Below are 26,687 nucleotides of genomic sequence, written 5' to 3'. Positions count from 1 at the left end.
GGTTTGGCCCAACATTTAGCGGCTTTGCCTGGGGTGGCGCGTATGCGTGTGCGATTGCTTCGCCCACGCCGGCTATTCACAGGACTCATGCGCATGATTTCCTCTCGCGATCACCGCTGGCGGCGGCTGGCACTCGCCACAGCCGTCAGCCTGTTGGCACTGCCCAGCCTGGCAGCCTCACTCAGCCTGGAAGACGCCTTGAACCTGGCCGAACGCCAGGCGCCCTCGCTGGCCGCGCAAAGCGCCCGGCTTGCTGCGGCAAGTCACCTGGCCGTTTCGGCCGGCGAGCTACCCGATCCGAAGCTGCTACTCGGGGTGCAAAATTTCCCGATTGGCGGCCCCGAGCGCGGCAGCCTCGACGACGACTTCATGACCATGCAGATGGTCGGCGTCATGCAGGAAGTACCCAACCGCGCCAAGCGCCGCGCGCGGGTCGAGGTCGCCCAGGCGGCGGTTGATCGAGCCGAGGCCGAGCGCCAGGTGGAAGCGCTCAAGGTGCGCCGCGACACCGCGCTGGCGTGGATCGCCACCTACAGCGTCGAACGCAAACTGCAGCTGTTCAGCACGCTGTACCAGGAGAACCGGCTGTTGCACGACGCCGTGCGCGCCCAGCTCGGCGCAGGTCTCGGCCAGGCTGCCGACAGCATCGCCCCCAGGCAGGAGGCCGCGCAACTGGCCGAGCAGGAAGACCAACTGATGCAATCCCGCGAGGTGGCGCGCGCCGCGCTCAGACGCTGGATCGGCGAGGCCGGCAACGCGCCGCTGGCCGGTGGCTTGCCGGATTGGCCGATAGCCGCAGCACGCTACCCGCACAACCTGCGGCGCCACCCCGAGCTGGCCGCCTACACGCCGATGCAGCAAGAGGCGGCGGCGGGCGTGCGCCAAGCACTGGCCGACAAGCGCCCCGACTGGAGCTGGGAGCTGGATTACCAGCGGCGCGGCCGCGAATTCGGCGACATGCTCAGCGTGCAGTTCAGCATCGACCTGCCGATTTTCCCCGGCTCCCGCCAAGATCCGAAGATTGCCGCGCAATACGCCCAGGTCGCACGGCTTGAAGCCGAGCGCGAGGCGCTGGAGCGCGAATATGCCCAGGCGCAGCACAGCGATCTGGGCGAATACGCCCGCCTGAGCCGCGCGGTTCGCCGCAGCGAGGAACTGCTGCTGCCCTTGGCCGAGGAAAAAGTAACGCTGAGCCTTGCCGGCTACCGCGCCGGTAACGGCGCGCTGGCCGATGTGCTGGTCGCGCGCCGCGAGCTGATCGACGCGCGGCTAAGACAGATCGACCTGCAAGGGCAGCGCGCCCAGGTCGGCACCGCGTTGTATTTCACTTACGGGGAGAGCGCTCAATGAACCCGCGAATCTACCAAGGCGCCCTGCTGGCGGGCATCTCGCTAGTCCTCAGCGCTGCCGGCGGCTACTGGCTCGCCCAGCCGCGGAGCGACGCGATGCCCGCACCCGCCACGCAACAGGCCAGCGCCACAGCGGATCGCGGCGAGGTGTTGTATTGGTACGACCCGATGTACCCGCAGCAACGATTCGACCAACCCGGACAATCGCCCTTTATGGACATGCAACTGGTGCCGCGCTATGCCGGTGCCGGCGGCGACAGCGCGGTGCTGAGCATCGACCCGAGCGTCAGCCAGAACCTCGGCATGCGCCTGGCCACGGTCACCCGCGGCATGCCGCCCAGCAGCCTGGAGGCGGTTGGCAGCCTGGCGTTCAATGCGCGCGACATGGCCATCGTGCAGGCGCGCAGTGGCGGCTTCGTCGAGCGGGTCTACGCCCTCGCGCCGAACGACCTGCTCGCCGCTGGCGCACCGCTGGCCGACCTGCTCGTGCCGCAATGGGTGGCGGCCCAGGAGGAGTTCCTGGCCCTGCGCCAGCTCGGCGAACCGGCGTTGCTGGCGGCGGCACGTCAGCGTTTGCGCCTGAGCGGGATGCCGCCCGCGCTGATCGCGCAGGTCGAGCGCAGCGGCAAGAGCCAAGCGCTGTGGACGGTCACCAGCCCAATCGCTGGCGTGCTGCAAGAGCTCAACGTGCGCCAGGGCATGACCCTCGCCGCCGGCGCGCCACTGGCGACCATCAACGGCCTGCGTAGCGTCTGGCTGGAGGTGGCGGTGCCTGAGGCCGAAGCCGCCGGGTTGCGCGGCGGACAGCCGGTCGAGGCGCGCCTGCCGGCATTCCCCGGCGAGGTGCTGACGGGCAAGGTCGGCGCCATTCTCCCAGCGGCCGAGCCGAATAGCCGCACGCTGCGCCTGCGGGTCGAGCTGGACAACCCCGACGGCCGCCTGCGCCCAGGCTTGACCGCGCAGGTGCGGCTGCAGCGCCCGGCCGCGCAAGCCACCCTGTTCATTCCCAGCGAGGCGGTGATCCGCACCGGGCGCCGCGCCCTGGTGATGCTTGGCGAAGGTGCCGGGCGTTATCGGCCCGTCGAGGTGCGCCTGGGTCGCGAGGCCGAGGGCCAGACCGAAGTGCTGCAAGGCCTCGAAGAAGGCCAGCAGGTGGTCGCCTCCGGACAGTTCCTGCTCGATTCCGAAGCCAGCCTGCGCGGCCTGCTCGCGCAAGGCCTGGCAACACCGCCGGCCGCGCCGGTGCAAGCGGCCCTGCATGAGGCCGACGGTCAGGTCGTGGCCATCGACAATGCCTCGCTGACCCTGGCCCACGGCCCGTTCAAGACCCTGGGCATGCCCGGCATGACCATGAGCTTTACCCTGGCCGACCCCGCCCTGGCGATCGGTATCGAGCCCGGCGATGCGGTGCGCGTGGGCGTGCGCGAGAGCGACGACGGACTGCTGGTCGAGCGCCTGGACAAACTGGAGCAGCAGCCATGATCGCCGCGCTGATTCGCTGGTCGGTACTCAACCGCATGCTGGTGCTGCTGGTCACGCTACTGGCCACGGCCTGGGGCGTCTGGTCGGTGCAGAACACCCCCATCGATGCCCTGCCGGACCTCTCCGACGTGCAGGTAATCATCCGCACGCCCTACCCTGGCCAGGCGCCGCAAATCGTCGAGAACCAGGTCACCTACCCACTGGCCACCACCATGCTCTCGGTGCCCGGCGCGCAGACGGTGCGCGGCTTTTCCTTTTTCGGCGACAGCTTCGTCTATGTGCTGTTCGAGGACGGCACCGACCTCTACTGGGCGCGCTCGCGCGTGCTGGAATACCTCAGCCAGGTGCAGAGCCGCCTGCCCGCTGGCGCCAAGCCGGCACTCGGGCCGGATGCCACCGGCGTCGGCTGGATTTACCAGTACGCCCTGGTCGACCGCAGCGGCACCCATGACCTGGCGCAGTTGCGCGCGCTGCAAGACTGGTTTCTCAAGTTCGAGCTGAAAACCCTGAGCGATGTCGCGGAGGTGGCGACCGTCGGCGGCATGGTCAAGCAATACCAGGTGCTGATCGACCCGTTCCGCCTGGCCAGCCTGAAGATCACCCAGGCCGAGGTCATCGCGGCGATTGGCCAGGCCAACCAGGAAACCGGTGGCGCCGTGCTGGAACTGGCGGAAAGCGAGTACATGCTGCGCGCCTCCGGCTACCTGAAGACCCTGAATGACTTCCGCGCAATTGTGCTCAAGCTGAGCGAAGACGGCGTGCCGGTGACCCTCGGCGATGTCGCGACGATCCAGCTCGGCCCGGAAATGCGTCGCGGCCTCGCCGAGTTGGATGGCGAAGGCGAAGTGGTCGGCGGCGTGGTGATTCTGCGCAGCGGCAAGAACGCCAGCGCCACCATTGCCGCGGTGAAAGCCAAGCTCGACGAGCTGAAAAGCAGCCTGCCGGCCGGCGTGGAAATCGTCACCACCTACGACCGCAGCAAGCTGATCGATCGCGCGGTCAGCAACCTCAGCTTCAAATTGCTCGAAGAATTCATCGTCGTGGCGCTGGTTTGCGCGGTGTTTCTCTGGCATCTGCGCTCCTCGTTGGTGGCGATCATCTCGCTGCCGATTGGCGTGCTGATCGCCTTTGTCGTCATGCAGCAGCAAGGCATCAACGCCAACATCATGTCCCTCGGCGGCATCGCCATCGCCATCGGCGCCATGGTCGACGCCGCCGTGGTGATGATCGAAAACGCCCACAAGAAGCTCGAAGCCTGGCACGCCGCACATCCGGGCCAAGAGCTAAAAGGCGAGCAACACTGGCAGGTGATCACGGCGGCGGCGGTGGAAGTCGGCCCGGCATTGTTCTTCTGCCTACTGATCATCACCCTGTCGTTTATCCCGGTGTTCACCCTGCAAGCCCAGGAAGGTCGGCTGTTCGGCCCGCTGGCGTTTACCAAGACCTATGCTATGGCCGCCGCCGCCGGCTTATCGGTGACCCTGGTGCCGGTGTTGATGGGCTACTGGATTCGCGGGCGCATACCGAACGAGCACAGCAATCCGCTGAACCGCTGGCTGATCCGTCTCTATCAGCCGGCCCTCGACGCGGTGCTGCGCCGGCCGAAAGTCACCCTGCTGATCGCCGTGCTGGTGTTCCTCAGCGCGCTGTGGCCGATCTCGCGCCTCGGCGGCGAGTTTCTGCCGCCACTCGACGAAGGCGACCTGCTCTACATGCCGTCGGCCCTGCCCGGGCTGTCGGCGCAGAAAGCCGCGCAGTTGCTGCAACAGACCGACCGCCTGATCAAGACCCTGCCGGAAGTCGAACACGTGTTCGGCAAGGCCGGACGCGCCGAAACCGCCACCGACCCGGCACCGCTGGAGATGTTCGAAACCACCATCCAGTTCAAGCCGCGCGCGCAATGGCGCCCCGGCATGACCCCGGAAAAGCTGGTGGAGGAACTGGACCGGACGGTGCAGGTGCCGGGGCTGAGCAATATCTGGATACCGCCGATCCGCAACCGTATCGACATGCTCGCCACCGGGATCAAGAGCCCGATCGGGATCAAGGTGGCCGGCAGTAACCTGACGCACATCGACGCGGTGACGCAGGCGGTCGAGCGGGCGGCCAAGCAGGTGCCGGGGGTGAGTTCGGCGCTCGCCGAACGCCTGACTGGCGGGCGTTATATCGATGTCGACATCGACCGCCAGGCGGCGGCGCGCTACGGCCTGAATATCGCCGACGTGCAGTCGATCGTCGCCGGCGCCATCGGCGGCGAGAATATCGGTGAAACCATCGAAGGCCTGGCGCGCTACCCGATAAACCTGCGTTACCCGCGCGAGTGGCGCGACTCGCTGGGCGCCCTGGAACACCTGCCGATCTACACCCCGCTGGGCAGCCAGATCACCCTCGGCAGCGTAGCGCGGATCAGCGTCAGCGATGGCCCGCCGATGCTCAAGAGCGAGAACGCCCGGCCTTCCGGCTGGGTCTATATCGACGTGCGCGGCCGCGACCTGGCCTCGGTGGTCGCCGACCTGCGCGTGGCGATTGGCGAGCAGGTCACCCTGCAACCCGGCATGAGCCTGAGCTACTCGGGGCAGTTCGAATTCCTCGAACGCGCCAACGCGCGGCTGAAACTGCTGGTGCCGGCCACCGTGCTGATCATCTTCGTGCTGCTCTACCTGACCTTCGCCCGCTTCGACGAAGCCATGTTGATCATGCTCACGCTGCCGTTCGCCCTCACTGGCGGGGTGTGGTTCCTCTACCTGCTGGGCTACAACCTGTCGGTGGCCACCGGCGTCGGCTTTATCGCCCTGGCCGGCGTGGCCGCCGAGTTCGGCGTGATCATGCTGCTGTACCTGAAAAACGCCTGGCGCGCCCGCCAGGACGCCGGGCAGCACGACGAGCCCGCATTGCTCGATGCCATCCGCGAGGGCGCGGTGCAACGCGTACGGCCCAAAGCCATGACGGTGGCGGTGATCATCGCCGGTTTGTTGCCAATTCTCTGGGGCAGCGGCTCCGGCAGCGAGGTGATGAGCCGCATCGCCGCGCCCATGGTCGGCGGCATGATCACCGCCCCGCTGCTCTCGCTGCTGGTGATTCCGGCGCTGTTCAGCCTGCTGCGCCGCCCGGCCTGCAGGCGGCAAGCCGCCTCACTGGCTCGCCCGGTTAGCGAAGCTGAGCACTCAGGTAGTCGAGAAAGCAGGTAATGCGCGAGGCCAGCGCGGTGTTGCGGTAGTACACCGCATGGATCGGCTGACGCACCTCGACGGTGTCGCGCAGCAGCAACTGCACCAGGTCGCCGCGGGCGCGGTCGGCCTGGGTCATGAAGTCCGCCAGGCAGACGATGCCGACGTCGGCCAGGGCCAATTGGCGCAGGGTTTCGCCGCTGGAGGCGCACAGGCTGGGGCTGATGCTCAGCGCGTCGCCCAGGGGATGACGCAGCGGCCACTGGTTGAGGCTGTCGGGCTGGGTGAAACCGAGCAGGCTGTGCTGGGCCAGATCGGCCACCGTTTTCGGCGTGCCGTGGGCCTTGAGGTAGGCCGGGCTGGCGAGAATGCGCAGGCGATTGCTGCCCAGCGGGCGCGCGTGCAGGGTGGAATCGCGCAGCGGGCCGATGCGGATGGCGACATCGGCGCGCTGTTCGAGCAGGTCGATGATCTGGTCGCTGCTGTGCAACTCCAGCTGGATATCCGGGTACTGCGCACGAAAACCGGCCACCAGCGGCACCACGGCGTGCAGCATGAATGGCGCGGCGGCGTTGACCCGCAGGCGTCCGGCGGGCTTCTGCCGGCGCACCTTGATCTGCTCCTCGGCATCCTCGACCGCCGCGAGAATCTTGCGCGCCTGGGCAAGAAAGGCCTGGCCCTCCTCGGTCAGCTCCAGGCGCCGGGTAGTGCGGCGCAACAAGGTGACATCGAGCTTGTCTTCCAGCCGGCTAAGCGCGCGGCTGACGCCGGAAGCGGTCTGCGCCAACTGCTCGGCAGCGGCGCTGATCGAACCACTGTCGACCACGTGGACAAAGGCTTGCAGTTCATCGAGGGTCGTTTTCATTCGTGCATTTTAAGCAAATATGCACGCCTGAAAACTCGATATTTGTGCATGAGCTGGACGCAACACTGCGGGTCGCGCCAACGCGCGTTAGCCGCAAGCGGCTGTGCGAGGCCAATTTGAAAGCTATGTACCCGTTAACGGTTGTACGTCGATTTTGTAGGGTGGGTTAGTGGCGCTGAGACGCGCTGGCACAGCAACTGCGCAATGGGGGCGCCACGTAACCCACCCAGCGTTAATACTCTGGTGGGTTACGGCGCAACTGATCTATGCGGCAGCCGATAGTTCGTGGTCTGCGCCTAACCCACCCTACGCATTACCGCGTCCCAGACATTGCCTAGGGTTCAACACATGGTGGGGACAGAGCCATTTCTAACGCGGTGCAACAGCGCGTGAACAGGCGCTTAGAAATCCACCTTGCCGCGCCCGGCCTTGATCGTTCCGCGCTTGCTCTTGCCTTCCAGGCGGCGCTTTTTCGAGCCCAGGGTCGGCTTAGTCGGGCGCCGGGCTTTTTCGGTCTTGCCGGCGCTGCGAATCAGCTCGGCCAAGCGCTCCAGGGCATCCGCGCGGTTCTGCTCCTGGGTGCGGTATTGCTGGGCTTTGATGATCACCACACCGTCTACGGTGATGCGGCTGTCGCGTAGCGCCAGCAGGCGTTCCTTGTAGAACGGCGGCAAGGATGAGGCCTGACTGTCGAAACGCAGGTGCACCGCGCTGGACACCTTGTTGACGTTCTGCCCACCCGCGCCCTGGGCGCGGATGGCGGTCAACTCGACCTCATCGTCCGGTAGATGGATGCTATTGGAAATCACCAGCATGACGAGGACACAGGCGGCTCAGGGGCCGTCAGGATAACCCGAGCGTCAGCCGTGCGCGGCATTCGTCAGCACCCCGCGCTGGCGCAGCAGTTGCACAAGCAGCTCGACGCTTTCCTCGACGCTCTGGCGCGCGCTGTCGATCACCACGTCGGCCTGCTGCGGCGCTTCGTAGGGTGCCGAGACACCGGTGAAATCGGCTATCTCGCCGGCCCGTGCGCGGGCGTACAAGCCCTTAACGTCACGCGCCTCGCAAACCGGCAGCGCGGCGCTGCACCAGACCTCGAAAAAGTTCGCCCCAAGCCGCTGGCGCCAATACACCCGCGATGCGGCCAACGGCGCAATCAGCGCGGCAATCACGATGGCACCGGAGTCGGCCAGCAAGCCGGCGGCCTCGGCGCTGCGCCGCAGGTTTTCCCGACGATCCTGCGCACTGAAACCCAGATCGGCATTCAGGCCGCCACGCAACGTATCGCCGTCCAGCACATAGCTGTGCACGCCCAGGTCGAACAGGCGCCGCGCGAGCCCCTGGGCCAGGGTAGTTTTCCCCGCTCCGGACAAACCGGTCAGCAGCAACACGGCTGCGCCGTGGCCATTGCGCTGCACGCGCTGACCTTGCGTCACGGCCTCGGCCGCAGCGACATGCGTGTGACTCGCCATCCCAGGCACTCCTCGGCTAAACGGATGCGCTTTTGTAGCAGGCGCGGGCGAGGCTGGCCAGCCGCAGTACAAGGCCACAGACGCCGACATCGACTCATTGAACAAACCACACAGGCCACTAGAATGAGCCCAGCGCGGCTGACAACGGATGCGGCCGCCCACAGCGAGTCGAGTCCGCATGACGCCCAGCCACTCTGCGCTACCCGCATACGCCCGCCTGCCCCTGCGCGTCGATGTCGCGCTGTTGCAGGCGGCATTGCAGGCCATACCCGATGCCGCCTGGAGCGCGCACTTCAATACCGATTACTACCGTGGCGACTGGAGCGGCGTCGCCTTGCTTAGCCCCGCTGGAGCGCATGATCCGCTGGCGGCCGCCCACGGCGGCGATAGCACTGACACGCATGCCACGCCTTGGCACAGCGCACGGTGGCAGCAGGTACTCGCAGGCATCGCCATGCGCATCAGCAGCGCGCGCCTGCTGCGCCTGGGCGCGGGCGCGCACATCAGCGAGCACTGCGACCCCGACCTGAGCGACCCGCAAGGCGATGTGCGCCTGCATATCCCGATCCGCAGCCACCCGGCGGTGGAGTTTCTCCTGGAGGGCCAGGTGATCCCCATGGCCGTGGGCGAATGCTGGTTTCTCGACCTGGCGCGCCCGCACCGTGTGGACAACCGCAGCGAGCAGGCACGTATTCATCTGGTGATCGACGCCCGCCGCAACGACTGGCTACGCGCACAGATCAGCGCGGGCCTGGCCACGACTCCCGCTGCGCAAATAGCCCGCTCGACCCTGGCGTTCAATCGCTTTCGCCAACGCGTGCATGCCGACACCCTGCTGGCTGGGCAACTCAATCGCCTTGAGAATGCGCGCGAGTTTGCCGAGCGTGCCGTCCAGCTCGGCGCGCAGCTCGACTTGCACTTCGCCATCGACGATGTGCGATCGGCCATGCGCCAGGGCCGACGCGCCTGGAGCGAACAATGGACAGTGTGATGACCGATGACTTGCAGCAATGGCTGCCGATCCGCGTATGGCCCGAGCACGGCGAATGGCGAGTGGACTGGTGCTGGTTCGGCGACATGCCGCTGAACCGGCCGTTCTACCGCGACAGCGTGCAGCAGGCCATGCGCCTGCCCTTCAACCAGGCCCTGCGCCGCAATACCCCGCTCGCCAGCCTGCTCGACTGGCACCACGCCAGCCCAGGCGTGGCGCCGCGCGCCTTTATCTACCACGCCTCGCGCTGCGGTTCGACGCTGATCGCACAACTGCTGGCCGGCATCGACCGGCATATCGTGCTCTCCGAACCGCCACCGCTGGACAGCCTGTTGCGCGCACACCTCATCGATCCAGTAGCACCCGCGCAGCAGGCCGACTGGCTGCGCGCCCTGCTCTCGGCCTTTGCCCAGGTGCGCCGCGGCAGCGAAGAGGGCCTGGTGGTCAAGCTCGACGCCTGGAACATCTTCGAAGCGGACGTGCTGCAGCGCCTCTACCCCACCACTCCGTGGATATTTCTTTACCGCGACCCGCTGGAGATCGTCGTCTCACAACTGCGCCAACCCGGCGCGCATACCGTGCCGGGAATGCTCGGCCCATCGCCGCTGGATGTCTGCGCGGCAGAGGCAGCGCAGCTGTCGCCGCTGGAGTTCGCCGCCCGCAGCATCGGCAAGATTCTCCAGCAGGGCTTGGCGCAATGCCGAGAGCATGGCGGCGTGCCGGTGAATTACCGGGAGTTGCCGGATGCCGTCTGGGGCCGCCTGGCGCCGCTGTTCGATGTCCGCGCACGCGACGTCGCGCACGTGCAGACACTCGCCCATTACGATGCCAAACAGCCGAGCCTGCACTTCATCGCCGACAGCCAGCGCAAACGCGACGGCGCCAGCGCCGAAGTGCAGGCAGCCGTCGAGCGCTGGGCCCGCGAGCCCTACGAAGCGTTGGAACGCCTGCGTCTGTCATCGCGCGCGGCGGGCATTGCGCCGGCGCCATCGCCAATCGGCGAAGCGTGGGTTACCTGAAACCTTTGCTTGAAATTTCCCCGCAGCAATCGCGGTGCAGCTCGGCTAAGTTAGCCGCCTGATTGCTCTTGAGGTTGCACCATGGATTCGATTACCCAGGCCGTGCTCGGCGCCACTATCCAGGGCGCGCTGCTCGGCCGCTGGCAAGGGCGCAAGGCGCTGCTGTATGGCGCCATGCTCGGCACCCTGCCTGACCTGGATGTGGTGATCGATTACGGCGATGCCGTAGCGGAGATGACCTACCACCGCGGCTTCAGTCATTCGCTGTTCGTGCTCAGCGCGGTGGCGCTGTTGTTGACTTGGCTGACCCGGCATTTTCGCCCGCACCCCGGTTATTCGACGCAGCGCCTGTTCCTCACCCTCTTTCTGGTCTTGCTCACCCACCCGTTACTCGACAGCTTCACCAGCTACGGCACCCAGTTGTTCTGGCCGCTGATGCCGATCCCCACCGCCTGGTCGAGCATCTTTATCATCGACCCGCTCTACACGCTGCCGTTGATCGCCGCCGTAGTGGCCGGGGCATGGTTCGGGCTGCGCGATAAAGCGGCCAAGGCGCCGGCTATCGCGCTGGTCCTGTCGACGCTCTATCTGGGCTTCACGGTGGCCGGCAAATACATGGCCGAGCACCGCGTGGAAGCGCAGCTGGCGCGCCAGGGCATTCAGGCCGAAGCGCTGTTCACCACACCGACACCGTTCAACAGCCTGCTGTGGCGGGTGATCGTGCTGGACGGCGAGGATTACCATGAAACGCTGGTGGGCTGGTTCGACCAGGACCCGCCGCAACTCGAGCGGATTGCCCGCGGCACGGCGCTGGCCAGCACTCTGGCGGATTCGCCGGCGCATGCCCGGCTGGCCTGGTTCACCAACGGGGTGTTGCGCTACGACCGCATCGGCGAGCATCTGGTGGTCACCGACCTGCGCCTGGGCATGACCGGTTTTCACCCGTTCCGTTTCGACTTCGCCCATTGGCAAAATGGCGCCTGGCAGGTGCAGCAGGACATCCAGCGCTGGCCGATGGAGCGCGGCGACCTGGAGCGCTTGACGGTGCTGTGGACGCGTATTTGGCAGCCCACGATAGAGGTGCCGCTAACGGACTGGGCCAACGAGCTGCGTAAACCGTTGTTGGGGGCCGTGCATTAGGCATCGCTGATGCAGCCCAGCGCCTCGTAGGAGTGGCTTTAGCCACGAAAGATTTCTAGTTATCGAAGATTTTCGCGGATAAATTCGCACCCACAAACGCGTGGCATCTCATCCAACACGTAATTGGCGCATAGCCATGCATTCGCCTTGAGCACGATTGCTGCGTCGATTGACGTGCTTACGCGCCGAAATGCGCTAGGTAGGCGGGCCGAAACCCGGCCAATAATTACGGCGAACCCAGGCTGGGATAAAGCCCACCCTGGAAAATCATGCGCGCGGGCCTTAGGGTCTGTTGCCGTTTTGTCGCGAGCCGCGAACGAAACGGCAACAGACCCTAGCCGGTGATAGCGCTGAATCCTAGGTGCGGAACTGGCGCACCAACCCTTGCAACTCCACCCCCAGGCGCGCCAGTTCGGCGCTGGACGCCGCGGTCTGCTCGCTGGCGCTGGCACTCTGCTCGCCGATGTCACGCACCCGGGTCACACTTTCGCTGATGGTTTCCGCCACCGCGCTCTGCTCTTCGGCGGCGGCGGCAATCTGCTGGTTCATCTGCTCGATGGTGCTCACCGCCAGCGTGATACGCCCCAGCGCGTCGCCGGCCTGACCGGCCAGGCTGACGGTGCGCTGGGTCAGGTTGCGGCTGCTCTCCATCTGCTGCACCGCGCCCTGGGCCATGCGTTGCAGGCTGGCAATCAGGCTTTCGATCTCCTCGGTGGAATCATGCGCACGCCGCGCCAAGGCGCGTACCTCGTCGGCGACCACGGCAAAACCACGACCCTGCTCGCCGGCACGGGCGGCTTCGATGGCGGCGTTCAGGGCCAGCAGGTTGGTCTGCTCGGCCACGCTGCGGATCACTTCCAGCACGCTGCCAATCCGCGCGCTTTCCTGATTGAGTGCCTGAATCGCTTCGGCCGACTGCTCGACCTCCACGGCCAGGCTATCAATCTGGCTGACGGCCTGCTGCACCACCTGATTGCCCTGTTGCGCTTCGCGGTCGGCGTCACGCGCGGCCAGCGAGGCCTGTTCGGCGTTTTGCGCCACTTCCTGCACGGTGGCGGCCATTTCATGCATGGCGGTGGCGGTCTGTTCGGTTTCCAACTTCTGGTTTTGCACCCCGGCGCTGGTTTGCGCGGTGATGGCCGACAACTGTTCGGCGGCGGCGGCGATCTGGCTGACCCCGCCACCGATGCGCCCGACCAGATTGCGCAAACTGCTGGTCATGCTCTGCATGGCGGCCATCAATTGCCCCAGCTCGTCGCGCCGACCGAGCGCTAAATCCTGGCTCAGATCACCTTCGGCGATGCGCTGGGCAAAGGCCACGGTCTGCTGCAAGGGCCCGACGATCGAGCGCGAAATCAGCACCGCCGCCAACAGCCCGAGCACCACCGCTGCCGCGCCCATGCTGCCGAGCAGCAGCAAGGCCTGGCGACTGTCATCGTTCATCCGCTGTTCTTCGCTGGCTTTCGCCGCTTGCGCCTGAGCCAAGACATCGCGCGCCTGCTCGATCATCCGCGTTTCGCTGGCCTGGCTCTGCGCGCGCACTTGCTGGTAGTTGCCGAAGGCCTGCTGGTAGGTGGTCAATGCCTGCAAGGCGGCGTCAATGGCGCGCTTTTGATCGTCGTTCAGCCACACCATCAGGCTACGCCCGACGGTTTGCAGGTCATCGCTGATATAGGCCCACTCCTCCAGCGCCTCGGCCGAACCGTCGATGATGTACAGGCTTTCGTAGCCACGCAGGTCGAGCATGCGCTTGCTCAAGCCGGACGCCGTTTCCGCCAGGGTCAGCGGATCGCTGCCGCGCAGGTTGTCGCCCGCCAGGCGCAACGCGCGCACGGCGTCATACATGTCCATCTCGATCACGTCGAACTGGTCGCGTGCCTCGCCGGCCGCCTCGCGCATTTGCGTGCGCGCTTCGCGGGCCTTGTTTTGCTGCTGCACGAAGCTGTCGAATTGCGCCAGGTAATCCGCCACGGCTTGATCCATGGTCTGCAGGCGGGCTTTTTCCGCACTGGGACTGTCCTTGATCTGCTCGGCCAGCAACTCGCGCACCTTGCCCAGTTGATCGCGCATGCTTTGCGCCAACTCGACGGTCTGGTTCATCGCAAAGTCGCGCTCGAAACGCCGCGCGTGAAGGATTTGCGCATCGATGGCGGCCAAGCGATTGGCCTGGTTGTGCCCTTGCAGCACCGCCTCGACCGCGACGAAGCCGCTGCCTGTCACGGCGACGGTGAGCAATAACACCAGGGCAAAACCGCAGAGGAGTTTCTTGCCCACAGCAAGGTCGGTGAACAGGCGGGTGGCAGACTGCAACATAAACAACTCCATTCTTGTTATTCGGCACGCCAACCTGTTGTGCTTCGGCAATTGGTTTGGTGTGCGGGGTATCAGTCGGTACTCGCAACCCCTGTGCCAGCTTTGCCGAGCGCCTGCTGGTTTAGTCGGCCGTTCTCGCCGATCCCTTAGGCTTGGGAGCCTGTCGGACTTGGCGCTGTGCTACTGCGGAAAGCCCCTTTTCTGGATAGATGGGGGGAGTTTTGCTGCTATTTCTCGTTAAATAGCGTGCTATTCGCCGCAAAAGACCGACAAAACCGACTCGATCCGCACTGTCCCTCGCGAGTCCGACAGGCTCCTAGCGCGTTGATAATCGGCCACTGCTTGACTGTCGATCAGCCCTGCTCAGTACACACGCCCCGACAATCGGCAATTTTCCGCCGATCTATAGTGGCGAATGGCGGCTTTTCGCCACACCTTCGACGCCAACAACCCGCCAGGTTTGTCCGCGCCCGCAAAAAGGCTCTCCCCGTTATGTGTTGAAACGTGCAGCCGGGAGCGCAGTAATTCGTAGGGTGGGTTAGGCGCATGACCACGGACTAGCGGCTGCTGCATCGTCCGTTGCGCCGTAACCCACCCTAGCGAATCTGCGTACACACAGTTAACGGGTACAGAGCCACAAAAAAGGGCGTACGGCTCAACACCGTACGCCCTGGTATTTAACCGCTACGCTCAGTCGGCTTCGCGCCCCACCAGCGCCGGCATCACCCGCGGGTGCAGCAGTTCACCCAGCACGGCCAGCAGGCCGATGGCGCCAGCGATCCAGTACCACTCGGCAATCGGGTCGAAACCCAACCAACCGAGGGCGTGCAGGAACACCATCATGATCAGCACCGGGCTGACGTAACGCGCCATAAACAACCACAGCGCATACCCCGCCGCCGGCAAGGCCAGTTCGTCGCGCATGATTTCCGGACGCAGGCAGTAACCGGCGAGGATCACCATGAGGATGCCGCCCAACGGCATCATCCAGCGCGAGGTCAGGTAATCCAGGCCATCGAACAGGGTGAAACCGAACAATTTCCACTCTGCGCCGACGTTGAACGACAGCATCGCCAGCAGGCTGATCAGCAGCAGCAAAGCGCCGGCGCCCATGGCAGCCCTGGCACGGCTGATGCCGTGTTTTTCATTGAGATAAGCCACGGCGGCCTCGATCATCGAGATTGCCGAGGTCAGTGCCGCCACCGAGACCATGGCGAAGAACAGCACGCCAAACAGCGTGCCGAACGGCATCTGCTGGAAGGCCAGCGGCAGGCTCATGAAGATCAGCCCCGGACCGGCGCTCGGGTTCATGCCGTTGGCGAAGATCACCGGGAAGATCGCCAACCCGGCGAGCAAGGCCACGCAGGTGTCGGCGATGGCCACGACGAAGGTGGTCCGTGCGATGGACTGGCCGTCCGGCAGGTAGGAGCCATACGTGAGGATCGCGCCCGATGCCAGGCTGAGGGTGAAGAAGGCATGGCCGAGCGCCGCGAGCAAGGCTTCGCCGGTGATCTTCGAGGCATCGAAGGTGAACAGGAAATCGAAGCCCTGCTGGAAGCTGCCGCTGGTCCAGGCATAGGTCACCAGCACGATCAGCATCACCGCCAGGCCCGGCATCATCCAGCGGAAGGCCCGCTCGACGCCGGCCTGCACGCCCTTGCCGACGATCCACAGGGTCAGCAGCGCCACCAGCACGCTCCAGCCGCCCAACTGCCAGGGATTGGCATTGTGCGCCTCGAATACCCCACCGAGCGCCTCGACACTGGTCGCCGCCAGCGAGCCGTCGAGCATTTTCCAGGTGTAGGCAAAGGCCCAGCCGGCCACCACCACGTAAAAGCACAGGATCATGAAACCGGCGAGCATGGCCATGCCGCCAACCGCCTTCCACAGCGGGTTGCCGCTGTTCTCGCGAACCACTCGGCCAATCGCGTCGATCGGGCTGCCACGGCCGCGACGCCCCAGGGCGATCTCGGTCATCATCACCGGAATACCGATGGCCAGGATGCAGGCCAGGTACATCAGCACGAAGGCGCCGCCGCCGTACTCACCGGTGATGTAGGGGAATTTCCAGATATTGCCGAGGCCCACGGCGGAGCCGGTTGCAGCGAGGATGAAGCCCCAGCGCGAGAGCCAGAGGTTCTTGGGTTTTTCACGGGTCATGCGTCACCTGTTGTTTTTATCCGTGACGGAATCGAACCCGCCGCGCTTGTGGCGCGGCGGAATGAGCAAGGTTGGGTAAACCTTTATTGCGCGTCGGGCTGCGCGTCCGGAGCCGCCTGTTTGAAGGCTTCGAGGGCAGCGCAACGCGCGGTCATAGCGAGAATGCGCGGGTACGCATCGAGGTCACAGTTAAAACGGCGCGCATTGTACACCTGTGGAATCAAACAGGCTTCCAGATAGCCCGGCCGCTCACCCAGCGACAGACGACCGGCAAACACCCCCAGGCCCTGTTCCAGCGCCGCCAGGCCGCTGTGTACCCAGTGCGCGTACCAGGCGTTCTTCGCCTCGTCGCCGACGCCCAACTCGGTAGACAAGTACTGCAACACCCGCAGGTTGTTCAGCGGGTGGATGTCGCAGGCGATGTGCAGCGCCAGGGCGCGTACCTGGGCACGCAGCGCCGGGTCGCGGGGCAGCAGCGCCGGCTGCGGCTGGGTTTCTTCGAGGTATTCGAGAATCGCCAGGGACTGCGCGATCCTGGTCGGGCCATCGACCAGCAGCGGCAACAGCCCCTGCGGGTTGAGCGCCAGGTAGTCAGGCGAATGCTGCTGGCCGCCGTCCTTGACCAGGTGCACCGGCACCTGCCGGTAACTCAGGCCTTTCAGGTTAAGTGCGATGCGCACCCGGTAGGCGGCGCTGGAGCGCCAGTAGGAATAAAGCGTCAGCATGCGAACTCCTTGTGCCGACATATATTGGGTTCAACCGTAGGATGGGTTGAGCCTGCGATACCCATCGGCTCAATTTGATGGGTATCGCTTCGCTCAACCCATCCTACGAATTCACGATTCGTACTTTTCCACCCGCTGATCGATGGCACCGAACAAGCTGTGTCCGGCGGCATCGAACATCTCGATGCGCACCCGGTCGCCAAACTTGAGGAACGGCGTCTGCGCCTCGCCCTGGGCGAGGGCTTCGAGCATGCGCTGCTCCGCCAGGCAGGAAGAGCCGGCGCTGCGGTCGTAGTTGGACACCGTGCCCGAGCCGATGATCGTGCCGCTGCCCAGTGGGCGGGTCTTGGCGGCGTGAGCGACCAGGGTGGGGAAGTTGAAGGTCATGTCGGTGCCGGCATCCGGCTGGCCGAACAGCGCGCCATTGATGTGCGAGACCAACGGCCGGTGCACCTTGCCGTCTTTCCAGCTATCGCCCAGCTCGTCCGGCGTGATCGCCAGCGGCGAGAAACTCGACGACGGCTTGCTCTGGTAGAAGCCGAAGCCCTTGGCCAGCTCGCCGGGAATCAGGTTACGCAGCGATACATCGTTGACCAGCATTAGCAATTGGATGTGCTGCGCGGCTTCGGCCGGGGTGGCGCCCATCGGCACGTCATCGGTGATCACCGCCAGCTCGGCCTCCAGGTCGATGCCCCAGGCTTCGTCGGCCATCTGGATCGGGCTGTGCGGCGGGATAAAGCTGTCGGCGCCGCCCTGGTACATCAGCGGGTCGTGCCAGAAGCTTTCCGGCATCTCGGCGCCACGCGCCTTGCGCACCAACTCGACGTGGTTGACGTAGGCGCTGCCATCGGCCCAGTGATAGGCGCGCGGCAACGGGCTGTGGCAAGCGCGCTGTTCAAAAGCGAACGCGCCCTCTTCCAGGCCATCGTTCAAGCGCTGATACACCGCCTCCAACTTGGGCTTGGCAACCGCCCAGTTATCCAGCGCGGCCTGCAGGGTGGTAGCGATGGCCGGGACTTTGATGGCGCGGCTTAGGTCGCGGGAGACAACGACGAGAATGCCATCGCGGCCTTGATTCAGTGATGCAAGTTTCATAAGCAATCCTTCAAATGGTAGGAGCGGGCCCTGCCCGCGATGCTTTAGAACATTCGCGGGCATGGCCCGCTCCTACAGTCGTGTTCAGCTGTCTTTGCCCGGCGCACGCCAGGAGTTCACGTATTCGGCGACATCGACCTGCGCGGCCGCCGGATCTATCTCCAGGCCGCGACGGCTGTCGATCATCACCGCCACTTCCTCGACAAAGGTGGCAGGGCTTTCCTGGCTCTTCTTCAGCGCCTTCGGGTGCGGGCCATGGGGGAAGCCGCACGGGTGCAGCGTGACCATGCCGGCCTCGATATTGTCGCGGCTGAAGAAGTTGCCACGGTGGTAGAACAGCACTTCGTCGTAGTCGTCGTTGTTGTGATAGAACGGCACCTTCAGCGCGCCGGGATCGCTCTCCACCGGGCGCGGCGTGAAGGTGCATACCACGAAACCATTGGCCACGAAGGTGGTGTGCGCCGACGGCGGCAGGTGGTAGCGATGACTCATCAGCGGGCGGATATCACGCCAGTTGAGGCGCACCACGGTGTTGTCGCCATGCCAGCCAACCACATCCAGCGGGTTGTACGGGTAAGTCACGGTGCTGATCTGGTTGCGTCGCTTGATGCGGATCTGCCAGGTGTTTTCGTCCTGCTGGGCCTTGAAGGCATCGTCCAGCTTCGGATGATCGAGCACCGCCGGGTCGAAGATCGCCTGCGGACCAAGCAGGCCCTTGTCCGGCAGCTGATAGGCACCGTCGGTGCTCTCGATCAGCAGCATAAAGGTCGGCGCGCTGGCCTCGATGCGCCATGCGGTGCCCCGCGGCACCACCAGGTAATCGCCGTCGCGGTAAGTCAGGTGGCCAAAATCGCAGTAGAAGTGCCCGGCCCCCTCATGGATAAACAGCAGGTCATCGCCATCGGCGTTGCGCACCAGATGGCGCATGACACCGTGGGTCTTCCACACGCGCAGCTTCATGTCGCCGTTGTGCAGGGTCAGCGGCGCCTCCAGCGGGCAATCGCGCTCGCTGGAAAGCTGATTGAAGTTGAAGGCATGCGGGCGCAACGGCCCTTGCCAGTCGATCCAGCCGGTCGGCGGATGCTTGTGGTGCAGATGCGCGGTGGGGCCGAAGAAACCCTCGCGGCCCATCTCGCGTTCGTAGGTGCCCTCGGGAAAGTCGCAGTGCGCCTGGCGCGAGCATTCGCCTTCACGCAGGGGAAAACTGATCCAATTACGGCTCATGGCCGGTGTCTCCTCGATTCGGCGGTTTTGTAGGGTGGGTTAGGCGCGCATCCACCGCTTTGCAATCACACTGCTGATACTTGCGCGCCGTAACCCACCATGGATGATCGACCTGCCAGCGCAGGGTGGGTTACGCGGCCCGACCCGCCCTACGGTTTAGGCTAGTCGGCCTTGATCACGCCGCGTTTGATCTGGTCTTCCTCGATGGACTCGAACAACGCCTTGAAGTTGCCCTCGCCAAAGCCCTGGTTACCCTTGCGCTGGATGATCTCGAAGAAGATCGGGCCAATCACCGTATTGGTGAAAATCTGCAGCAGGATGCCGTCATCGCCCGACGTACCGACGCCTGGCGCCCCATCGATCAGGATGTTCAGCTCACGCAGCAGCTCCGTCGGCTCGCCATGCCCGGCCACGCGGGTATCGACCTTGTCGTAATAGGTGCCGGGGGTGACCATAAAATCCACGCCATTGGCGCGCAGCTGGCGCACGGTGGCGTAGATGTCCTCGCTGCTCAGGGCGATATGCTGGATACCCTCGCCCTGGTACTCGCGGATAAATTCCTCGATCTGCGATTTGTCGTCGGCCGACTCGTTGATCGGGATGCGGATCTTGCCGCACGGCGCGGTCATGGCACGCGACAGCAGGCCGGTGAGCTTGCCTTCGATGTCGAAGTAGCGGATCTCGCGGAAGTTGGCGATGCGCTCGTAGAAACCCGACCACACATCCATCTGTCCGCGTTTGACGTTGTGGGTCAGGTGGTCCAGCTCTTTCAGGCCGACCGAATTGTCGTGCGGCGTGCGGCCTGCGATGTACTCGAAATCGACGTCGTAGATGCTCTTGTCGCCGTAGCGGTCGACCAGGTACAGCAACGAGCCGCCGATGCCTTCGACGCAGGGAATGTTCAGCTCGCCAAAGTTGGCGTGACTGCCGACCAAGGTGGCGCCCTGGGACTCGACATAGGCCGCGGCCTGGGCCGCATTCTTCACCCGGAAGGCCATGGCGCAGGCGCTCGGGCCATGTTTCAAGCCGAACTCGCGGACATGCCCGGTGGGGCTGCCGTTGAGCACGAAATTGATGTCGTTTTGCTGGAACAGCCAGACTTCCTTGGAGCGGTGCTTGGCGGTTTCGGTGAAGCCCATGGCGGTGAACAACTCACGCAGCTGCTGAATACCTTCCGGGGTCGGCGCGGTGTATTCGACGAACTCGAAGCCGTCAGTACCAATCGGGTTGTGCTGTTCGATTTTAGTCACGGCGTTCATTCAGCCTCCTCGTTGTTGTTCTCGGCTCGGCGCCCGCCTCGGTCAGCCAGGCGCCACGGTTGACCTCATCACAACCGAGGCGCGCAGGCGCTACAAGCCACGCCAGGGCGACCTGGCCCGCACCCGGCAGGCGCCTGTGGCAGAAAATCCTTACACCTCGAAATAACCTGAGCAGAGCATCGAGAACCCGGCAAAAAACCCGCCAACTCGTAACGTTTTTTTTACAAAGTGGCGCATTTAACTGCCAAACAAGCGCTACTGAGCACGATGCAAAGCCGCTGCTTAGCCGTTGAACCGCAACATCTGTCGCGTGCAGGGAACTGTTGCGGCGGATTTCGGCCTCACCCTGTGAGTTCCGGCAGATCGGCGTAGCGCCTGAACAGATGCGTGGTCAGCGTCAGCAGAAAAAATAGTGGCACACTGCCACTGCGCAGAGATGCGCCCTGACAAGAACAATTAAACGAGCGAAACCGCAATGAGCAACGACAGCGAACACACGGCAAGCGAGCCACTGAGTGACGAGCAGCGCCTGCAACACCTGGAAAAAGGCGGCCGGCTCGACCGCATCCTGATTTTCGCGCTGGCGGCCGTGCTCGCCATGACGCTCGCCAGCTGGATGACCGCCGGCCTGCTAGGCCTGTTCAGCGAGGCGCCGCCAGTCGTCAGCAGCAGCGACATCGAGGCCGTGCAGCAACAGCTGGTGCAACAAGAGCAGCAGATCGCCGCTCTGCAACGGCAACTCGAGCAACTACAGCAACTCGCCGCCACCCCGCCCAGAGCCCCCAGCCAGAGCCCGGCGAACGACGGCACGCGCGCGTCGCTGCAACGTCTGACCAACCTGCTGATCGATCAAGAACAGAGCCTGCAAAACAGCCTGGCCGCGCTGAAAAACGGCATGCGCGACCTGGCCGGCATGATTGCCGGCTCGCGCAGCTGGCTCGACGATTACAACGAGGCGCTGGATAAACCGCTGAGCGAGAGCCAGGCGCGCGTAGCGACCCTGCAACAACTGCTCGACGCCAAGCCGGCGTCGCCCAGCGCGAAACCCTGAGTCCAGGCGCACCACAGCAGCGCCGCCCGCAGCGCAGTCCCCGTGAGGGTGCTGTGTCCAAAGAAAGATTCTTCGCGGGTTGGCGTGAATTGCCCAACCGCGTAGGCCGGGTTAGCCACGCACAGCGCGCACGCGTCTAACCCAGCCGACGACTTAGTGCTGCAAATGCCCGTACAGCTTGGCGTACAAGCCGCCATCGGCGATCAACTGTTGATGGTCGCCGTCTTCGGCAATGCTGCCGCCATCGAACACCAGCACCCGGTCGGCCTGTTTAACCGCCGACAAGCGGTGGGCGATGATCAAGGTGGTGCGACCGTTGAGGAACTGCGCCAACGCCTGGTGCAGGGCGTATTCGGTGGCGGCATCCAGCGCCGAGGTGGCCTCGTCGAGGATCACCACTTTCGGCTCGGCCAACACCATGCGCGCAATCGCCAGGCGCTGGCGCTGGCCGCCGGACAGGCGCACGCCGGAACGCCCGACGATGCTGTCCAGGCCTTGCGGCAACAGGCGGATCGTCTCGCCCAACTGCGCGATGTGCAGCGCCTGCCAACAGGCGTCGTCGCTGCGTTCGCGGCCCATGCACAGGTTGGCGCGCACCGTGTCGTTGAACAGCGCCGGATGCTGCATCACCACCGCGACGTTCTCGCGCACGGTTTCCAGGCCGATCTCCTGCTGGCTGCTGCCGCCAAAGCGAATGGTCCCGGCCTGCGCCGTGTAGAGACCGAGCAACAGCTGCACCAGGGTGCTTTTGCCGCCGCCGCTGGCGCCGACAATCGCGACCTTCTCGCCCGGTGCGATAGTCAAATTCAGCTGATCGAGCACCGGCTCGTCGTTATAGGCGAAGGTCAGCCCACGGACCTCGATACCTACGGTTTCACGGCCCTTGAACGGGTCGACGCGACCGGGGTATTGCGGCTCGTCCTTACGCGCCAGCAGCTCGTTGATCCGTGTCAGCGCGCCGCCAGCGGCGTAGAAGGCGTATTGCAGGCTTAGCAACTGCTCCACCGGGCCGATCATGAACCACAGGTAACTGAACACCGCGAGCATCTGCCCGATCGACAGGTCGGAAAACAGCACGGTGAGCATCGCCGCAGCGCGGAACACGTCGATGCCGAACTGGAACAGCAGGCCGCTGGCGCGGTTCGAGGCGTCGGTCTTCCACTGCGAGGCCACCGCGTAATTGCGCACTTCCTGGGCACGCTGCCCCAGGCGCCCGAGGAAAAACCCCTGGCGGTTGCCGGCACGGATTTCCTGGATCGCCTCAAGGGTTTCGGTCAGCGCCTGGGTGAAGCGCGAGGTGCTGTCGTTCTCCAGCTTCTTCAAGTGCTTGACGCGCTTGCCCAGCTGCACCGTGGCGTAGATCACCAGCGGGTTGAACAGCAGGATCAGCAGCGCCAATTGCCAGTGCATCCACAGCAGGATCGCCGAGGTGCCAGCCAGGGTCAGCACCGCCACCAGAAAGCGGCTGAGGGTCTCGCCAACGAACTTGTCCAGGGTGTCCAAGTCGGTGACCAGGTGGGTAGTCACCGTGCCGCCACCGAGGCTTTCGTATTCGCCGAGGGAAATGCGCTTGAGGCGTTCGATCAGGCGAATGCGGATGCGGTAGACGATGTCCTTCGACAGGCGCGCGAACAGCCGCGCCTGGAGCACGTTGAAGACCAGCGCCGCCCCGCGCAGCAGCAAGGTCAGCGCGAGCATCAAGCCGATATAGCCGGCCGCAGTTTCCCAGCCGGCCGGGAGGAAGCGGTCCATCACCTTGAGCGCGGCATCGCCGTCGTTGAGCAGCACTTCGTCGACCAGCAACGGCAGCAGCAGCGGGATCGGCACGCTGCACAGGGTGGCGAGCACCGCCACGCCGTTGGCCAGCAGCAAGGCCTTCTTGTGGTGCAAGGCCAGGCGGCGGATTTCCGCCCAGCTCAACCGGTCAAGCATGGGCGGCGCGCTCCAGCCAGCGCCCCAGCAGAGGCGCGAGGACGTCCAGCGGCTGGTAGCCATTGGTCAGCAAGGCCAGTTGGCCGTTGCGCTCGGCCAACAAGGTGGGGAAACCGGCGATGCCGAGGTCTTGCACCCAGGTGAAATCGGCGGCGGTGGCGGCGTGCTGCTCGGCGCTGTCGAAGGCTTCGGCAAACACGATGCGCGGCAGACCGGCACGCTCGGCCAACTCGAGCAGCACGCCAGCCTGGGTCACGTCGCGGCCCTCGACATAGAACGCCTGCTGAATCAGCGTGAGCAGCGGCCAGGCACTTTGCGTATCCAGGTTACGCGCAGTGACCAGCGCCCGGCAGGCCGGTTCGGTGTCGTAGACCAGGCCCTCCGGCAAGCCGTCGGCGAAGTTGAACAACTGACCGGTGCTGGCGTTGACCGCCTGCCAATACCCCAGGTAGCGCACCCGCGCCGCCGCGTCGATGGCCACCTGATCGCGGCGCAGACCGCCGACCACCAGGTGCAGCGATACCCCAGCCACCGCAGCCTGCTCAGCGAGGGATTCGATCACCGGGGCAAACCCCCAGCACCACGAACACATCGGGTCCATCACATAGAGCAGACGCGCATGCATGCTTAGGCCTCGTTGGTTTGACGGGGGTTGTAACCCAGGGGGTGCGGCCGGTTACGCGCCTTGGCCAATTCGATCTGCTTCTGCCGCTCACGGGCGCCAGCGCGGGTCTTTTCGGAAAGCGAATCCCAGCAATGCGGGCAGCTGACGCCTGGGGTGTAGTACTCGGACTGGCGATCATCCACGGAAATCGGCGTGCGGCAGGCATGACACTGGTCGTAATCGCCTTCGCTGAGGTCATGGCGCACGGTCACCCGGTTATCGAAGACAAAACAGTCGCCCTGCCACTTGGTCTGCGCCTGCGGCACGTCTTCGAGGTACTTGAGGATGCCGCCCTTGAGGTGGAACACCTCTTCGAAGCCTTCGCCGAGCATGTAGCTGGAGGCTTTTTCACAGCGAATGCCGCCGGTGCAGAACATCGCGACTTTCTTGTGCCTGCTCGGATCAAAATGCGCCTTGATGTACGCAGGGAAATCGCGGAACGACTTGGTCTTCGGGTCGACCGCGCCCTCGAACGTGCCAATGGCCACTTCATAGTCGTTGCGCGTGTCGATCAACAGCACGTCGGGGTCGCTGATCAACGCGTTCCACTCGCGCGGTTCGACATAGGTGCCGACCTGCCGATTCGGATCGACACCCGCGACGCCGAGGGTGACGATCTCTTTCTTCAGTTTGACCTTGGTGCGGTAGAACGGCTGTTCGTCGCAGTAGGACTCCTTGTGATCGACATCGCCCAGGCGCGGGTCGCGCTTGAGCCAGGCGAGCAGGCCATCGATGCCGGCACGGCTGGCGGAAACGGTGCCGTTGATGCCTTCTTCGGCGAGCAACAGCGTGCCTTTGACCCCGTGTTCCAGCAGGGCGTTCAGCAGCGGCTCACGCAGCGCCTGGTAATCGGGCAGGGAAACGAATTTATACAGCGCCGCCACAACAATCTTGTCGCTCATGCAGATGTCCTTCAGTAGTCGCCCACGTAAAGGGCGGACTGGGTCTATAAACGAACGCGCCGGCGTAGGCCGGCGCGTGGTGCAGTTTACGTTTCTTGCGATGCGCCGTGTAGGGGCGAATTGCCTCACCTGCCGGCAAGACAGCATGCCTACCAGCGCTCACGGGGCGCTAAGGTGCGACTAGTGATCGTGCTTGCTGCCACCTTTACAGGTTGGCGAGTCCGGGGCGGCGCCCTGCTGCGCCCACTCCTCGGGCGTGTAGGTGTGCAGCGCCAGGGCGTGCAACTGGCCCATCAACTCACCCAGGCAGGCGTAGACCTTCTGGTGCCGTTTGACCGCATTCAACCCGGCGAACTGCGGGCTGACGATCACGGCTTTGTAGTGGGTTTCCAACCCGCGGCTGTGCATGTGGCTTTCGTCCAGCACCTCGAGGTGCTGGGGCTCCAGGCCGGCAAAGACCGCCTGGAGCTGGGCAAGCTTGGACATCTGAACTCCCGTTTACGGCTTTTTCGGCCCCAGCTCGGCGGTCATGTCCGCCAGCAGTTTATTCACTTGCGGCACCGCTGCCTCCAGCTTGCTTTGGGTCAACTGCGCCGATTGCGCGGTCAACGTCGGCATTTTCTGGAGCACTTTCTGGCCCAGCGGCGATTGATAGAAGGCAATCAGCTCCCGCAACTCCTGCTCGTTGAAATTGCTGGTGTAGAGCTTGACCATATCCGGCTTGATCTTGTCCCAACCGACCGCCTGGTCCAGCGCGGTATTGGCCTTGGCCTGGTAGGTTTCCAGCATCGCCTGCTTGCTTTCAGGCGCGCCGCTCTCGGCAAAGCGCTGAGCAAACATCTGCTGTACCTGGGCATACACCGGCACGGCCAGCTTGTCCGCCCGGGCCAACTGCAGGAAACGCTCTGCATCGGCGGCATGGCTGCTGGCATCGGCCAGCACCTGGGCACTGCTGCACGTCAACAGAACGGCGGCGCAGAGGGCTGATAAACGAGACATTAGGAACTCCTGGCAATGGGTCGAGCTGTTTCGACCGCATGAGCTGCCATTTTGTGCCCAAGCCGGCGCGACACTCAAGCACGCCCTACCGTGTCAACCGTCACACCCCGGCTGCCGACTGGCGCACTGCTTGGCGAAAGATCAAAATGCCAGTACTTGATCAAGCCCAGCGGCCTGGGCATGCTCGCCAGTAACCTCTATGCTCATTCAACGCGGTGTTCTGCCCGAACCGCATGCAGCGCACATGGACGTGTCCGATGAACAGCTTCATTGATCCACAGCCTTCTTCCGCGATCGCCCTGTGCGATGCACAAGGGCAACTCAATCCGCAGGCCATCGGCTGGTCGCCTCGGCCACAGGTCGACTGCACGCTGCCCGGTCACATCGGCCGGCGCAAACGCTGGAACCACTGGTGCATCACCACCCCGCAATGGATGCTCTCGCTGACCCAGGCCGATATCGACTACCTGGGCTACGGCGCCGCGTATTTTCTCGACCTGGAAACCGGCCAGGCCGTCGAACACAGCCAGTTGCGCTGGTTTGCCCGCGGCTGCCGGCTGCCCAACCAACCGCAGCAAAGCCATGAATTCAACCACCCGCGCCTGCACTTGCGTTTTGCCGAGCATCCCGGGCGCCTGCGTCTGACGGTTGCCGCGCCGGACATCGGCGGCCAGCCGCTGCAGGTTGCCCTGGACATCCAGCGCCCCGCTCACCTCGACTCGGTCAACCTGGTCGCCCCGCTGAGTCGGCATGGCTTTCACGCCACCTGCCGACAACTGGGCCTACCCGCCAGCGGCAACGTGCAACTGGGCCGCACCCAATACAACTGCAGCGCCGGGCAAAGCTTCGCCGCCATGGACTTCGGCCGTGGCGTGTGG

General features: G+C 64.6%; 22 protein-coding genes and 1 pseudogene. 8 read left to right on the top strand and 15 right to left on the bottom strand.

Annotated features, from left to right (window positions below; all coding sequences use genetic code 11):
• Window positions 1-93: 93 nt before the first annotated feature.
• From B3M58_RS00200 to B3M58_RS00190, 3 genes are read left to right on the top strand one after another with little or no spacing between them, the layout of a single operon-like run.
• Window positions 94-1,350: a TolC family protein gene (locus B3M58_RS00200; RefSeq protein WP_296216487.1), complete on the top strand. Its 1,257-nt coding sequence runs from the start codon at window positions 94-96 to the stop codon at window positions 1,348-1,350.
• Window positions 1,347-2,831, top strand: a complete 1,485-nt coding sequence (locus B3M58_RS00195) for an efflux RND transporter periplasmic adaptor subunit (protein ID WP_296216486.1) — start codon at window positions 1,347-1,349, stop codon at window positions 2,829-2,831. The genes B3M58_RS00200 and B3M58_RS00195 overlap by 4 nt, the downstream gene beginning before the upstream one ends.
• Complete coding sequence (locus B3M58_RS00190; protein ID WP_296216485.1) at window positions 2,828-6,019, top strand: efflux RND transporter permease subunit; 3,192 nt, start codon at window positions 2,828-2,830, stop codon at window positions 6,017-6,019. Before B3M58_RS00195 ends, B3M58_RS00190 begins: the two co-directional genes overlap by 4 nt.
• On the opposite strand, the gene B3M58_RS00185 is transcribed toward B3M58_RS00190, so the two are convergent.
• The 3 genes from B3M58_RS00185 to cysC form a co-directional block, all read right to left on the bottom strand.
• Window positions 5,979-6,863 (bottom strand): LysR substrate-binding domain-containing protein, encoded by an 885-nt coding sequence (locus tag B3M58_RS00185; RefSeq protein ID WP_296216483.1) that lies wholly within the window; start codon window positions 6,861-6,863, stop codon window positions 5,979-5,981. The genes B3M58_RS00190 and B3M58_RS00185 overlap by 41 nt on opposite strands.
• Before the next feature lie 401 nt (window positions 6,864-7,264).
• On the bottom strand, window positions 7,265-7,678 hold the full coding sequence (gene arfB, locus B3M58_RS00180; RefSeq protein WP_296216481.1) for an alternative ribosome rescue aminoacyl-tRNA hydrolase ArfB: 414 nt from the start codon (window positions 7,676-7,678) through the stop codon (window positions 7,265-7,267).
• 45 nt (window positions 7,679-7,723) lie between these two features.
• Window positions 7,724-8,335 carry an adenylyl-sulfate kinase gene (gene cysC, locus B3M58_RS00175; protein ID WP_296216479.1) on the bottom strand — a complete coding sequence of 204 codons (612 nt, stop codon included), beginning with the start codon at window positions 8,333-8,335 and terminating at the stop codon, window positions 7,724-7,726.
• A gap of 178 nt (window positions 8,336-8,513) precedes the next feature.
• On the opposite strand from cysC, the gene B3M58_RS00170 reads away from it, so the two are divergent.
• The 3 genes from B3M58_RS00170 (at window position 8,514) to B3M58_RS00160 (ending at window position 11,485) form a co-directional block, all read left to right on the top strand.
• Window positions 8,514-9,326 carry an aspartyl/asparaginyl beta-hydroxylase domain-containing protein gene (locus B3M58_RS00170; RefSeq protein ID WP_296216477.1) on the top strand — a complete coding sequence of 271 codons (813 nt, stop codon included), beginning with the start codon at window positions 8,514-8,516 and terminating at the stop codon, window positions 9,324-9,326.
• Window positions 9,314-10,345 carry a sulfotransferase family protein gene (locus B3M58_RS00165; protein WP_296216475.1) on the top strand — a complete coding sequence of 344 codons (1,032 nt, stop codon included), beginning with the start codon at window positions 9,314-9,316 and terminating at the stop codon, window positions 10,343-10,345. Before B3M58_RS00170 ends, B3M58_RS00165 begins: the two co-directional genes overlap by 13 nt.
• Window positions 10,346-10,426: 81 nt before the next feature.
• A complete protein-coding gene (locus B3M58_RS00160; protein WP_296216473.1) occupies window positions 10,427-11,485 on the top strand; it encodes a metal-dependent hydrolase in 1,059 nt (352 codons plus the stop codon).
• A gap of 357 nt (window positions 11,486-11,842) precedes the next feature.
• Here the strand turns inward: B3M58_RS00160 and B3M58_RS22495 are convergent, their stop codons facing one another.
• The 7 genes and pseudogenes from B3M58_RS22495 to hppD form a co-directional block, all read right to left on the bottom strand.
• Window positions 11,843-12,706: a methyl-accepting chemotaxis protein gene (locus B3M58_RS22495; protein ID WP_414704034.1), complete on the bottom strand. Its 864-nt coding sequence runs from the start codon at window positions 12,704-12,706 to the stop codon at window positions 11,843-11,845.
• Window positions 12,701-12,886: pseudogene (locus B3M58_RS22490) on the bottom strand (HAMP domain-containing protein); the annotation flags it as partial. The gene B3M58_RS22495 and the pseudogene B3M58_RS22490, both read right to left, overlap by 6 nt.
• A 1,602-nt stretch (window positions 12,887-14,488) precedes the next feature.
• A complete protein-coding gene (locus B3M58_RS00150; RefSeq protein ID WP_296216470.1) occupies window positions 14,489-15,958 on the bottom strand; it encodes a sodium-dependent transporter in 1,470 nt (489 codons plus the stop codon).
• 83 nt (window positions 15,959-16,041) lie between these two features.
• The gene (gene maiA, locus B3M58_RS00145; protein ID WP_296216468.1) at window positions 16,042-16,683 is read right to left on the bottom strand and encodes a maleylacetoacetate isomerase; all 642 of its coding nucleotides are present in this window, start codon (window positions 16,681-16,683) and stop codon (window positions 16,042-16,044) included.
• Window positions 16,684-16,794: 111 nt separating this feature from the next.
• Entirely contained in the window at window positions 16,795-17,778 is a 984-nt protein-coding gene (locus tag B3M58_RS00140) for a fumarylacetoacetate hydrolase family protein (RefSeq protein WP_296216466.1), read from the bottom strand.
• Between the two features lie 84 nt (window positions 17,779-17,862).
• Window positions 17,863-19,002 (bottom strand): homogentisate 1,2-dioxygenase, encoded by a 1,140-nt coding sequence (locus B3M58_RS00135; protein ID WP_296216464.1) that lies wholly within the window; start codon window positions 19,000-19,002, stop codon window positions 17,863-17,865.
• Between the two features lie 161 nt (window positions 19,003-19,163).
• Window positions 19,164-20,261 (bottom strand): 4-hydroxyphenylpyruvate dioxygenase, encoded by a 1,098-nt coding sequence (gene hppD / locus B3M58_RS00130; RefSeq protein WP_296216462.1) that lies wholly within the window; start codon window positions 20,259-20,261, stop codon window positions 19,164-19,166.
• Between the two features lie 475 nt (window positions 20,262-20,736).
• Here hppD and B3M58_RS00125 point away from each other — a divergent pair, with 475 nt between their 5' ends.
• Window positions 20,737-21,312 carry a hypothetical protein gene (locus B3M58_RS00125; protein ID WP_296216460.1) on the top strand — a complete coding sequence of 192 codons (576 nt, stop codon included), beginning with the start codon at window positions 20,737-20,739 and terminating at the stop codon, window positions 21,310-21,312.
• A gap of 153 nt (window positions 21,313-21,465) precedes the next feature.
• Here the strand turns inward: B3M58_RS00125 and B3M58_RS00120 are convergent, their stop codons facing one another.
• From B3M58_RS00120 to B3M58_RS00100, 5 genes are all read right to left on the bottom strand, one after another.
• A complete protein-coding gene (locus tag B3M58_RS00120; RefSeq protein WP_296216458.1) occupies window positions 21,466-23,244 on the bottom strand; it encodes an ABC transporter ATP-binding protein in 1,779 nt (592 codons plus the stop codon).
• On the bottom strand, window positions 23,237-23,869 hold the full coding sequence (locus B3M58_RS00115) for a DsbA family protein (RefSeq protein WP_296216456.1): 633 nt from the start codon (window positions 23,867-23,869) through the stop codon (window positions 23,237-23,239). Before B3M58_RS00115 ends, B3M58_RS00120 begins: the two co-directional genes overlap by 8 nt.
• Window positions 23,870-23,871: 2 nt before the next feature.
• Window positions 23,872-24,810, bottom strand: coding sequence for a rhodanese-related sulfurtransferase (locus tag B3M58_RS00110; RefSeq protein WP_296216454.1), 939 nt, complete (start codon window positions 24,808-24,810; stop codon window positions 23,872-23,874).
• A gap of 180 nt (window positions 24,811-24,990) precedes the next feature.
• Window positions 24,991-25,296: a BolA family protein gene (locus tag B3M58_RS00105; RefSeq protein ID WP_296216452.1), complete on the bottom strand. Its 306-nt coding sequence runs from the start codon at window positions 25,294-25,296 to the stop codon at window positions 24,991-24,993.
• Between the two features lie 12 nt (window positions 25,297-25,308).
• A complete protein-coding gene (locus B3M58_RS00100; protein WP_296216451.1) occupies window positions 25,309-25,809 on the bottom strand; it encodes a DUF2059 domain-containing protein in 501 nt (166 codons plus the stop codon).
• A gap of 257 nt (window positions 25,810-26,066) precedes the next feature.
• Here B3M58_RS00100 and B3M58_RS00095 point away from each other — a divergent pair.
• The coding region (locus tag B3M58_RS00095) for a DUF2804 domain-containing protein (RefSeq protein WP_296216449.1) at window positions 26,067-26,687 on the top strand (621 nt) is incomplete at its 3' end.

Source organism: Pseudomonas sp. UBA2684 (assembly GCA_002354655.1).
Taxonomy (GTDB): domain Bacteria; phylum Pseudomonadota; class Gammaproteobacteria; order Pseudomonadales; family Pseudomonadaceae; genus Aquipseudomonas.
Note: the sequence above shows the minus strand (reverse complement) of the source record. Positions and strands in the feature narration are given on the sequence as shown.